We start from the raw sequence: 13,235 nt of genomic DNA on the forward strand, positions 1-13,235 counted from the left end.
GCATGAAATCAGGCGCGGTGGCCGCCGCGCCTGAAACAGGAACAAGACCGGTGCTCAAGGTTTCCGGCCTCACGGTTTCCGTGCGCGGCGATGAAGGCGAACGGGAGGTCGTGTCCGGTCTCTCCTTCACGCTCGCTCGCGGCGAAACGCTGTGCATTGCTGGCGAATCCGGTTCAGGCAAGTCGATGACCTCGCTCGCCGTCATGGGCCTGTTGCCGCAGCCGCAAGCGCGTGTTTCGGCCGGTTCGATCGAGCTCGGTGAACTCGATCTCACCACCCTGGGCGAGAAGCGCATGCAGACCATTCGCGGCAATCGCGTCGCGATGATTTTCCAGGAGCCGATGACATCGCTCAATCCCGTGCTGTCGATCGGACGTCAGCTCGTCGAAGCGATCGAAGCCCACACCAGCCTGAGCGGCAACGCCGCGCGCGCGCGCGCCATCGAAGCACTGAAGGCGGTCCGTATTCCGGAAGCAGAGAGCCGCCTGAAACAATTTCCGCACGAGCTTTCCGGCGGCATGCGCCAGCGTGTCATGATCGCCATGGCGCTGGCCTTGAAGCCAGACGTGCTGATCGCAGACGAACCGACCACGGCTCTCGATGTCACCGTGCAGGGCGAAGTACTGGAACTGCTGCGTGACCTCCAGCGTGAGCAAGGCACCGCCGTCATCCTGATTACCCATGACATGGGTGTCGTTGCCGAAATGGCGGATCGGGTAATCATCATGCGCAATGGCCGCATGGTCGAACAGGGAACCATCGTCGATATCTTCGAACGCCCTCAGGTCGACTACACGCGCGAATTGCTCGCCGCCGTGCCCAGGATGGGCGCCGGACGCGCTGCAGCGCTGGACAAACCCGAGAAACCGGCAAAACCAGCCGTCGTCGCCGAAGTTCGTGATCTCCATGTGCGGTTCGACCTGCATGGCGGTTTCTTCGGCCGGGTCACACGGCGCGTTCACGCCGTCGAAGGGGTCAATTTTTCGATCGCGCCGAACGAAACGCTGTCGCTGGTCGGTGAATCCGGCTGCGGCAAATCCACCACCGCGAAAGCACTGGCTGGCCTGTTGCCATACAGCGGCAACATTACCGTTGGCGGACGTAATCTTGCCGGCTTGTCGCGCGACGAACGCAAGGCGGTACGCCGCGACATCCAGATGATCTTCCAGGATCCGTATGCCTCGCTCGACCCACGCATGCGTGTCGGCGACCTGGTCGCGGAACCACTGCTCATCCATGGCATCGGCACCCAGAAGGAGCGGATCGACCGCGTTGCGGCCCTGTTCGAGCGCGTCGGGCTGACCGCCGACCAGATGGAACGTTATCCGCACGAATTCTCGGGCGGCCAGCGGCAGCGCATCTGCATCGCGCGCGCGTTGGCGCTGCGGCCCAAGCTGATCATCGCCGACGAGAGCGTTTCGGCGCTCGACGTCTCGGTCCAGGCGCGCGTCCTGAAGCTTCTCAAGGATCTGCAGAGCGAGTTTGGGGTCGCCTACCTTTTCATTTCGCACGACATGGCTGTCGTCGAGAACATCTCCGACAAAGTGGCGGTGATGTATCTCGGCCAGATCGTGGAGATGGGTACACGAGACCAGATTTTCGCCAATCCGCGCCATCCTTACACGAAGCGGCTGATCGAAGCGGTCCCGGTGCCGGATCCCGCCCGTCGGCGGACGCGTTTCGCCAGATTGGACAGCGAGATCGCAAGCCCGGTCCGTCGGGTCGGCGACCCTCCGTCGAAACTTTCGCTCCAGGACGTCGGTGACGGCCATTTCGTTGCGACGCACTAGATAGCGATCACACGGCTTGTATCGGAGCAAGCGAGCAGTTATCGCCTGCTGCGACCCGCAATCACGGACTGGATCATGACGCGCCCCATTATCGTATTCGACCTTGACGGAACGCTCGTCGACACCGCGCCGGACCTGCTCGACAGCCTCAACCACAGCCTGGTCGACGGTGCCCTGGAGAGCGTCGACTACATCGGTTTCAAGCGCTTCGTCGGCCAGGGCGGGCGCGTCATGATCGAACGGGCCTATGCGGCGCAGCGCAAGGCTCTGACGACCGAAGAACTGGACCGCCTGCTCGGTCTGTTCATGACCCACTACACGAAGAACATTCCCGGAAAGTCACTGCCCTATCCAGGCGTCGTCGATGCAATCGACCGGCTGCAAGAAGCAGGCTATGTGCTTGCCGTCTGCACCAACAAATATGAAGCGAACTCAAAGGCCCTGATCGAAGCGCTCGGTTTGGACAAGCACTTCGCCGCGATTGCCGGCCAGGATACGTTCGCGTTCCGCAAGCCAGATCCGCGCCACCTGCTCGAAACCATCGCTCTGGCGGGTGGAGATCCGGAGCGCGCAGTCATGGTCGGCGATTCACAGACCGATATCGACACGGCCAAGGCGGCCGGCATTCCGGTGGTGGCGGTGGATTTTGGTTACACTGACCGCCATGTCAGCGAATTCGAGCCTTCCGTGGTCATCTCGCACTTCGACGAACTGACCCCTGCCCTTGTCGAAAAACTGATCGTGGCGGCACGCTGAAAAATCTTTTGCCGTATCCGCACTTTCCCACCATGGAAGCGTGGAACGGACTGTTGACTTCCAGCTATCACCCACCTTATATCGCGGCGCGCTTGGCCTTCGGGCACGGAGCGGGCGATTAGCTCAGCGGGAGAGCACACCCTTCACACGGGTGGGGTCGTAGGTTCAATCCCTACATCGCCCACCATTCTCTGCACCTTTTCGTATCCTTTGCAGCTTTGGGTGCCGGTATATGGCATAAATCTGGCACAGCCAGCGGGCTTGGGCAGACTAGCCCATTCCTGTGCCAAGTTGCGGATCAGGGTATCGAGCGAAAGCCGGCCGGCGAGCCACTTGTCGATGGCCCGCTGGCCGAGCAGATAGCAGGCCAGACGATCCTGCATGTCCGCGTCGAACTTCTCGCGTCCAGTGAGCCCGAGTTGCTGCCGCATCGTGGGAGCGTCGTGCGGATGATCTGGTACCGGCCAACTGCCGACGACTTCAGCTTGTTCTTCCTGTTGGCGAGCATCTTGGACTGCAGCGCTTCGATCTGGTCGAGCGTCATGCTGATGAGATCCACGTCACCGCAGGTGTATGCGCCGTAGCCAAGCGCCTCGTTGTAGCCCCTGCCCTTGTCGGTGCCTTCAGACTTTCCCATGAGGTCGAGCATCGGGCGGTAGACGGCATAAGCGTCCACGGCCCGCACACTATTGCGTTCCATAGTTGGATTCCTTTCTGTGGAGAGACTTGTTCTGTCAGAAATAATGAACCCGCCGGACGATCCAACGCAGGCGGGTTCACCAATCGGCTAATATGCTGGTGTAGATAGTCAGACCGAAGTGATCGTTACCCCGGCCGCACCATTGAGTGCGCCATTTTGACTGAAGTCATGGGATATGGCGCGGTACACCCGGCCCTTTGCAGCGGCGCCAGTTGGAAAGTCATAGCTGGAGGAACAATTCCCGTTGAAGCGGTCGGGGCCAACATCGATTGTGATGTTTGCGGAAAGCGATCCCAGTGTGAAACCCTTTCTGCTTGGACCGGCTGTCAGGATGTACTCGTTGCCTTTGCCCGCCACGATACTCTCGCCGAAAATGTTCACGCCCAAAGTACCGTTGAAAACATTCCCCGTGATGTTCAGAAAACCAGATGCCTGGATGCCAACTGCGCCGTCACCAAAGACACATGAGGTGATCGTTCCGGTACAGTTCTCGATGTAAAGCCAGCCGTTTGTGGGGGCGAACCCGACAGATCCAACGTGGTCGTTGTTGTCCAGGGCCAGGCCATCGATGTTTCGTAAATCCCATCCGTTCTGCCCACCCAAGTTAATGGGGTTCATGATGCTGTCTTTGATGCTCTGGCGGGTTCTACGCCGTGCACCTCGAAACTCGACAGCTTTGGTCGTCAAATCGTAGAACACGCAATCGCCGATGTGCGAGTTGGAGCCGCCCCAACTGAGATCCCCAGCGAGGGTTCTTGAAGACAAGCTCGCTGCAGCACCATCCAGGACGTATGTGCCGATACCGCCTGTCCCAGTGCCAAGGGATACAATGCTGCGACCTATGAGGCTGCCGGTTGTGGTATCCCAAATGCGGAGGTCGGTTCCAATCTCACCAGAAAGCATCGCTGTAACAGTGAGGGTGTTCCCGGAGATTGATCCCGTAAACACAGCGAGGCGATTGTCATCCTCGATCCTGATGCCGCGCTCCGCACCTGTAAACACGCACTCCTTCGGATTGAAGAACTCATCATAGGCGATCGAAATGCAGGAGCGCGGCGTATACAGATATTGCGAGCCTCTGATGCCGAAAGTGCCGAATTTGCAGCGTTCCGGGTATGAGCCTGGCGATCCGATCAGCGACAGGATGTTGCCGGTAAATCCGGACGTGGCGTAGCAAATATCGATATCGATCTGGCGGAATCCCCGAGATCCATTTCCGTACGCCTCGATCCCAAAACCGGACGATGTGCCGGTTATAAGAATTGTCGTTGCTGCTCTCGCATAGATAGTTTTGCCACCACACCCCTGCCCCCGCCAGGTGAGATTGATGTCTTGAGTGATGCGGATCGCGCCGGCTGTAATGTTGAAGATGCCACGTCCAAAATGCAGTGTGCCCGACGTGTAGGCAGTGATGATTTTGTTCGTTAGACCGTCGTTCAGCGTGTCTCCATTACTGCGGAGAAACTCGATTGCGTTGAGGATGGCAGTCGTACTGTTGGCAGCCCCACCTGCAAGGGCCGCGGCATCCGTCTTATGCCCAATGGCACCAAACATTTCGACGGAGATGGGCTGCCCGATTGACAACTCGTACCACGTCGTTCCGCCGCCGCTGAGGGTGATCGAGAACTTGCCCGCGTGTGTCGGCTGCGCTGAGACCTTCTTGTACTGCGCTCCACCGCCGTCGCCTGCCGAGAAATAGCCGGCTGTAACCATGAAATTCGGCGCGACAGCCGGACTGTAGGCTTTCGCCTCATCTAGGGTGGCGAAGATATCAGGCATGATCTTTCCTTTCGAATAACCAACTCCTGAAGCGCCAGGCTGGCGAGCCAAGGTTGATGCCAACGAATGATGATCTAGCCACAGAGCAAGACAATCGATTGAGGCTTGCCCGTTCACAGGCTTTGATCGCGGTACACAACATCCCCAGAGAGCTGAGTTGAACGATGCCGGTGGCTGTCGGGGGTAGTTTCGCTGGCTTCTACCGGGCAAACCTGGATCAGTTATCAGTTGCGTCGGGTTGAACGGCGATGCGCTTGTTATTCCTTTCGGGATTACCCCATTTGGGGGAAGAAAGGCGCACACCGACGATGTAGGCGCGGGTTGGCCGTCACGGAATCGTCGAACATTTGAGACAATCAATGCCTGGCCCGCGGAAGGGATCCAACGCGATGACCAGTGCGGACAAAGTAAAGAAGGCAGTCATTGATGCCGTGATTTTCACGGTTTGGGGAATCATGGCTTACTACGCCACGGTAGAAGCGGCCAAGTATCTGGTTGGATAGTCGACGCAACCCAGAATCCAATAAAATATTTGCTAAGTTTCCTGACTAGGTGCGATTGCGCGAAACTCGCCTTGCGAGTATGCGAGCGCAATGGAAAAACGTACTGATATTGAAGGGCTGCGAGCCATTGCAGTATCGTCTGTCTTATTGTTTCACTACGACAGATCTTGGCTCCCCGGCGGGTTCGTCGGGGTCGATGTTTTTTTCGTTATTTCCGGATACCTGATCACAAAGCGACTCGAAGAGAGTATAGCCCGGAATAATGGTCGGCTCCTTCCCGTCTTGTTCGATTTCTATGGCAGGCGCATTCGCCGTATCTACCCAGCATTGCTTGCTGTGCTAGCAACAACACTCGCAGTCGGTTGGTTTTTCCTCATTCCAGACGACTACGCGCTGACTGGCGAGAGCGCAGCCTATGCAGCAGTTGGCGCTGGGAACCTCTTTTACTATTGGAATACGGGATACTTCGACAGGAGCGCTGAACTCCAATTGCTCCTCCATACGTGGAGCTTAGGCGCTGAGGAGCAATTTTATTTGGTGTGGCCATTCTTGCTTTTCACGCTTCTCACCGGAGTGAAAAGTAGGGGGTGGGTAGCAGTTGCTATTTCTGCGCTGATCGTGGTCGGCTTGCTCTACAGTGCTCGCACAGTGACCGTGGCGCCCAAGTCGGCATTCTATCTTCCGTTCGCGCGAGCTTGGGAACTCGGTGCTGGTGCGCTAATCGCGTTCCTGCCGACAATTTCGAACAGATGGCTCTCTGAAGTCTTCGGCCTGGCCGGGGCAGTGCTGATCGGGATATCGCTCTATTTGCTACACGGGACAGAAACGTCACTCGGTTTCTGGATGGTACCCGTAGTGCTGGGTTCCGTCTTAATCATAGCGCCGAAGACGAAAACTCGAGTCGCCGAAGCACTATCCAGGCGCCCATTTGTTGCTGTCGGGCAGATCTCCTACAGCCTCTATCTCTGGCACTGGCCGATCATCACCTTCTATCGGATAGCCAACATGGAACAGCAACCATCAGGCTTGGCCGTGTTGGTGCTACTTTTTCTCACGTTCGTCGTATCGATTGCCAGCTACCGTTATATTGAGCAGCCGTTCCGCAAACTACCGATAGGACGCGCCCTAGCCACAATTCCTGTTGCAGCGGCGGTGGTCGCTGCCGGTCTCGTGATTGATAGTCAATCTGGCGTGCCTTGGCGCTTATCGCCAGAAGCGACCGCCATGATCGCAAGCGCAAAAGATTACAGCGGCTCACGGCCGAAGTGCCACAGAGACGATGACCGAAACCCTCCCCCGGAGCAAAGCTGCGTGTTCGGATCGCCCAACGTACTGCCGGCCATTGCCGTTTGGAGCGATAGTCACGGCGTTGAATTGGCAGATGCGCTTGGACAATTGGGAGAGGCCAAAAACCGCAGCATACTCAGCTTAACTTATAGTTCCTGTCCTCCCGCGCTTGGTTATGTTTCCCCAGACCAAAAGAAGTGTCGCGAGTTCAATCAGAGTGCGGTTCAATTCCTGGTGCAAAATGCCAACATCAAGACGGTAGTGCTAACTGCATTCTACGAATATTACCTATCCACTCCTGACCGAGCCACCTTCCGAACCGGGCTTGAAGACAGCATTTCACGGCTACAGGCCAGCGGAAAAAAAATCGTTGTGGTGGCCTCAAATCCAACGCCCGGCTACTCCCTGCCCCATGCGGCATCCAGATTGGCAATGGTAAAGCCCAATGCCGTCATCAACCTTTCCGTGTCAGATCATCGGAAAACATCTGGTGAGGCTCGTGCGATGCTCGACTCGATTGCTGCGCGGTACAAAAACGTATCCATCATCGACCCTGCGGACATGCTGTGTGGAGGCAGTATCTGTCAAATGATCAGAGACAAGAGGCCGATCTTGTTTGACGATAATCACTTGACACTTAGTGGTGCGAAGCTGGTCGCAGGGATGATTGATTTGGACAAAGTCGATGCGAGCCAGAATCAATCGGGGCGATAGCGGATCATTCTAAGCGCCATAGCCAGACCCGCCAGGCGATCGCCGTGGCAATGGCCGGGGCCCGGCGTTGGAATGCAGTGCGCCGCAGCTGCGCAGTTGGCTCGGCCAACCTATTGCACTTACACTCCTTCCAGCACTTGGGTTGGTGGAACCGTCAGTCAGGTAACAAGAAACTGCTACCAGTTCTGGTTACAATCACGCACGGCAGTTGGAGGTGTCGTGATCGCAAGCCGACCAGTGAACCGAAGAACCGCCGTTTGATGCGACTGGGGGACAACGAGTTAGGTAATAGTAGACAGGCCGACCAGCGACCTCAGACACCAATGCACCCTTTGCACGCCTTGATGCCTCCAAAACGTCGCGATCTATGCGCATCTCGATATGGCTGCATCGCTTTGAGCCATAGGTAGCCCAAGCTCTGTCGACTGATATCCCCTAAGATAGCTCGTTTCTCGCCACCCGCTGAATATGATGCACCGCATAGAGGCACAACGCCGTCAAAATGGACGATCATGTGCTTAAGAGGCAGAGAACACTTCGGGTAAAGGTCTTCGCGTTGCTGTGGCGAATGAAACACATTTGCGACGAGAGGAATTTCGGGCAACTGCATCAAGCGCTGAATCATCACAGTGTCAGCAAACTGTCGCCAAAACGAAACTTCGCGATTTATTGAAGGGGTATCGTCGGCGGGACCAACCATCAAACGTATGTTGATCTTTGAAGGTGATCCGAGTTCTTGCCGTAGTTCTTTTAACCGGCTCAGATTTGACACGAGACGATCAAAGCTACCGCGAACCCTGAGACGTTCATAGCCTTGTTTTCCTCCCACGTCGACTGACACTTCAATCAAATTCAACGGTGCTGATAGTAGCGCGCGAGGGATTTCCTCCGATCGCCATTGCCCATTGCTCACTATCGAAACCCAAGGGCTCGCTCGTGCCAGTTGGCTCGCAAAATCAGCAAATTGGGGATGAAGGGTCGGCTCCCCCCCTCCAATGCGCACGCGTTTTATCTTGAACTGTTGAATGTCATCGCGCACGCGGTTGAAGGTTTCTATCGTCATAGTGCCGCGAGGCCGACTATCAGCTTCGACATTGCAGTAGACGCACCGCAAATTGCATGAGTTGAGAAATTCGACGGAAAGAATCGGCGGGGTGTCTGCGTCGCGCAGCCAAAATGGCACCGCGGTGCGCGCCAAGTTTGTTGCAGGTACCCCCTCACGGAGCGCAGCCAACACTATCGTCGTATAAGGTCGCAGCCTTGAAACAATGCGTTTGAAGCGACTACTGTTGTCATAGGTCGCAACCATACCGTCACTCCGTAATGGGCTTGGAGAGCCGCATTCACGCTATCCAAAGTAAGTCGTGCGCCGCATGTCCGCAAGCGCTCCGTCACCCAAAGAGAATAGAGTTGGAAGGCCACATAGATCGCAGGCAGTGCGAACACCATCGCGACACTGGCTATCGCAGTTGCGATGACGTTATTCACGATCTGATCTGGTCATGTCGCTCACCGGATGCCCCTATTTCCAGCGGCCGCGCCAACCTGATTGTAGTTGGCGACTTGCTCAGCGAATGGTCGATCCTTGGAGATGATCCCGTGCCGGGTATACGCATTCGGCTTCAACCGAGCCCGGCCGTCGCATTCACTCGCGGGAGCCTGCGTCTGACATGCGGCCACCGAGAGCAGCAACACAGGCCAGAGTCGTCCATCGCAGAACTGCGGCATCGGCTTTTGCTCCTTTCGCTGGGAATGATCACGGAACGATTGAGCATAGCCGAGCGCTCATGAGCCTTTGCTTTGCCCCCAACGCCAGTTGACGCGCCAGCGGCGCAGTGTGCTCACTTCTGGGCGTCAACCGGACGCTTCGAGGCCCCCGGTGCGGCGTGTTTCAGTCGACGGCCCCTACGGTTGGCAACCTAAGCCAGCTTAGATTGAGCGCAAAAGTCTTGTTAGACGCCGCCAAACGAACTACAGGCCCCTCAGCTAACGAATTCTGGGGATAGTAGTGACGCAAAAAATCGTTCGAAAGGGAGGGTTCAAAAGCCATCACGATCACGGCCAATTAGAGCCGGACTTGCTGAAGCTGAAAGATGACCTGACGTTCGCCGTAGTCGTTCCATGCTACAATGAAGCTGGCAAGATTGCGGCAACGCTCGAAACGATCCCACCATATATCGACACGGTCTACGTCGTTGACGACCAGAGCAAAGACGACACACTTAGCGTGATCGAGCAGGTTGCACGGAACGACTCCCGCGTGAACATCATCCGACACGAGGTCAATCGTGGCGTCGGCGCGGCGATTAGTACCGGATACATCCAGTGCGCGAAAGACGGTATCGATATTGCCGTTGTGATGGCCGGTGACGGCCAGATGGACCCCGACGACCTACCGGCCCTCCTCATCCCCGTAATCAAGGATCAGGCTGACTACGTCAAAGGGAATCGCTTCTTCCACCACACAGGTACGGCCGAGATGCCGCGCCATCGCCTTTTCGGGAACCTTGCACTTTCTGTTATGACCAAAATCGTGTCGGGTTACTGGCACGTCTCTGATACCCAGTGTGGGTACACGGCCATCAATCGAGAGGCCTTAGAGGCGGTCGACTGGACTGCAGTGTATCCACGTTACGGTTGTCCGAACGACATCTTGACAAGGCTCAACGTCGCGGACATGCGAGTGGCAGAAGTCCCCGTCAAAGCACGCTACGGCGAGAACTGGTCTTCGGGGATGAAAGTTGGCCGGATCCTGGGCCCGATGTTGCGGCTTCTGTCGCGCCTGTTCTTCTATCGAATGTACTACAAGTACGTTTTTTTGAACGGCCACCCGATTATCATCTATTATGCAGCTGCTGCAGCCTTTGGCGCCTTTGGCGGCGGCCTCTTCATCTATATGCTTATCAAGCTGCTCGCCACGAGTGTAATCCCCAAAGCAGCCTTGATCATGTTCGGGTTCTCTTTCGTGGTGATGATCCAGCTTTTGCTAGCTGCGTTCAGTCTCGACTACCAGGCCAACCAGTCCATTTCAGTCATCGTTCGAGATCCCCGTGGCCGTAGATAAATGCCCAATCTGTGGCGGTTCCGGCTCTCTCCAGATGTCGGTCTCCACTCCATATCTCGACAAACAGCAGCGCTACGACGTGTTGCAATGCAGCGTCTGTCGTCATCGCTGGTGCGCCGGGGACACCAGCGATGCGCTACTCACTGAGATCTATTCAAAGAGCTTCCATCAGACGACGCAACAACTCGCTGAAAACCAATCCAGAAATAGCTCGTCACCAATCATCCTCAATTCCAAGGCGCGCGCGGAGTGGCTTTGCCAGCAAGGTCATTCCGGAACCTTGTTAGATGTCGGCGCCGGCAACGGATACTTCGTCCGGGAGGCAAATGAGGTAGGCTTCAAAGCGGAGGGCCTAGATATCGCCGAGGAAGCGGCTGTTCGAGCGGCTTCCCTTGGAGTGACAGTTCGTATCGGCAACTTTCTCGCGGACGACGTAAAAGTCGGAAAATACGATGTCATCACAATGTGGGATGTCCTTTGCGGATTTCCCGATGTGAACGCCGCAATTGCCAAGGTAGCGCGACATCTTGAGCCAGGCGGAGCGCTCGTGTTGACGATCGCCGATGGTCAGTCCAGCACCTCCAAACTAGCCGGACGCTATTGGCCGCTTCTCATCCCACCGGTGAATCTGCACTATTTCTCCGAGGCCAGTACCAAGCGTTTGCTTGAGTCTTACGGAATGGAGATCTTAAGCTATAAGGCTCAAGGGAAATGGCTGAGTGTGCGTTTCCTATGGCAAAAGCTGCTGCGGACGCTCCGCATAACTCCGCTTGAGACCGTAGTCTCCGGCTTCATATCGCCTCACTGGAAGGTCAAACTTAACTTGGGCGATATCGTTACGGTCGTCGCCCGCCTGAGGCCGACATCAGGATAACAGCCATGCGCTTTGCCATCACTGGCGTCACCATTTCGGGAAACATGGGTGGCGCGGCAATGCTTGCCGCCGCTACCGATACTCTGAATGAGTTCGCCCCAGGCTCCCAACTGTCTCTGCTGTCCATTACGCCGGACAAGGACCGCGAACTTCCGCTGGCCAAAGAAATCGAAATCGTTAACACGCGTCCGAAAGCGCTGTTGCTGGTGTATCTGCCCCTGAGCATCTTGCTTTGGCCATTCGCGAAGTTCGGCTTCGTGAGGCGATTGCTCTCCTGCATTCCCTATTTTCAAAGCTTGATTTCTGCCGATGCAGTGGTGGATTTGTGTGGCATCGCCTTCGTTGACAAGCGAGGGTCGCCATTGTTGGCGTACAACGCTGCCTGTTGTTTGCCGGCAATTGTAGTCGGCACGCCGGTCGCAAAGCTCGCTCAGGCTCTCGGCCCGTTCGAAACGCAGCCCAATCGGATGGTCGCCAAATTCGTCCTGAAGCTATGCAAAGTGGTGGTGGCCCGCGGCGAAAAATCGCTGAAATTCCTGCACGATCTTGGCATTCAAGAGGCGATCAGCCTGCCGGATACCAGCTTCGCCATGGAGGTGAATGAAAACCACCGCAAGATGGCGCGGGAGATGGTCCCGGAGTTGGCCGGCAATCAACTGCTTGTCGTATCGCCTAGTGAAGTAGTGAAACGACTGTCGGCCGCTCAAGGGATCGACCTGGAGACTGAGCTAACGACCTTCCTGCTGGCTCGAATATCTCAGGGCTGGAAGGTGCTGATCGTTCCGCACAGCTTCGGGGTAGGCAAGAACAACGATCTCGACCTTTGCCGATCGATCATCAAGAAGCTTCCTGCAGACAGTTCCGCTCTGGTAAACCCTCCCCAGGATCCTCGAACTCTACGAGCCTTGATTGGAAAAGCCGATGCGTTCGTTGGATGCCGCTTCCACTCGGTAGTAGCTGCGTTGTCCCAAGGTGTGCCATCACTAGTGATCGGCTGGAGCCACAAATACCAGGAAATGATGGCGATGCTTCAGCCTGGTGAGTGGTTTATCGACGCCAGTCGAGTTTCCGCGTCTGATCTTGAAGTGCTATTCCGGAGGTTTGACGAAGCCCGACCGCAACTCGTGGCGGCAATAGCGGAGCAGCTTCCAACGATCAGCATTCGCGCGAAGAAGAATTTTGCTCTGGCGGTTGAGGTTGGCAAGCTGTGAAAAGGCTACATCCTCTCGAACAAGTCGTTGCTAAGAGACAGTGCATGGGTTGCAGCCTCTGCACGCTAATTCAACCGTCGTCCCAAAATGAAGCCGCGCCTTTGGTCACGATGCGGTTCGATGAGAAGCAAGACTTGTTTGTTCCACGGGTCGAGAACTGGAAGGAAGGCGATCCAGAAGGCGAATACGCTTGTCCCGGCGAAAAAATGGACATGGTTTCACTAGCTGAGCAACGATTCGGTCGTCTGCCGACCGACCCCATCCTGGGCGAGGTGGTTGCGCTCAGAGCGGCCTATTCTTCGGATGAGGTTGAGCGGCAACGATCGGCCTCAGGTGGCGTAGTGCCGGCTATTCTCGACCACCTGCTTTCTACACGGGCCATTGACGCAGCGTACTCTCTTCGGTCGGACACTACGCCCGACGCGACACAAGGGACGGTGGTCCGGCAATCGAGCGATCTGATTTCCCTGCACGGCTCGGTCTATCATCCCGCTCGGCTAGGTACATCGCTAGACGCACTGCTGAAGAGTGATGCGCGCTTCGCGTTTGTCGGGCTG

General features: G+C 56.5%; 5 protein-coding genes and 1 tRNA gene. 4 read left to right on the top strand and 2 right to left on the bottom strand.

The genetic code is table 11. The features are described from left to right. The first annotated feature begins 2 nt into the window (after positions 1–2). The 3 genes from C1M53_RS28525 (at position 3) to C1M53_RS28535 (ending at position 2,733) form a co-directional block, all read left to right on the top strand. Complete coding sequence (locus tag C1M53_RS28525; RefSeq protein WP_129416402.1) at positions 3–1,790, top strand: ABC transporter ATP-binding protein; 1,788 nt, start codon at positions 3–5, stop codon at positions 1,788–1,790. Positions 1,791–1,865: 75 nt separating this feature from the next. Then, entirely contained in the window at positions 1,866–2,546 is a 681-nt protein-coding gene (locus C1M53_RS28530; RefSeq protein WP_129415443.1) for a phosphoglycolate phosphatase, read from the top strand. Positions 2,547–2,658: 112 nt separating this feature from the next. Beyond that, positions 2,659–2,733, top strand: a tRNA-Val gene (locus tag C1M53_RS28535). A 111-nt stretch (positions 2,734–2,844) separates the two neighbouring features. Here the strand turns inward: C1M53_RS28535 and C1M53_RS28540 are convergent. Then, a complete protein-coding gene (locus C1M53_RS28540; protein ID WP_207213048.1) occupies positions 2,845–3,246 on the bottom strand; it encodes a hypothetical protein in 402 nt (133 codons plus the stop codon). Positions 3,247–3,354: 108 nt separating this feature from the next. After that, complete coding sequence (locus tag C1M53_RS28545) at positions 3,355–5,025, bottom strand: hypothetical protein (RefSeq protein WP_129415444.1); 1,671 nt, start codon at positions 5,023–5,025, stop codon at positions 3,355–3,357. Positions 5,026–5,618: 593 nt separating this feature from the next. Here C1M53_RS28545 and C1M53_RS28550 point away from each other — a divergent pair. After that, a complete protein-coding gene (locus C1M53_RS28550) occupies positions 5,619–7,529 on the top strand; it encodes an acyltransferase family protein (protein ID WP_129415445.1) in 1,911 nt (636 codons plus the stop codon). Positions 7,530–13,235 lie beyond the last annotated feature (5,706 nt).

This window comes from Mesorhizobium sp. Pch-S (genome assembly GCF_004136315.1).
In the GTDB taxonomy this organism is placed as follows: Bacteria; Pseudomonadota; Alphaproteobacteria; order Rhizobiales; family Rhizobiaceae; genus Mesorhizobium.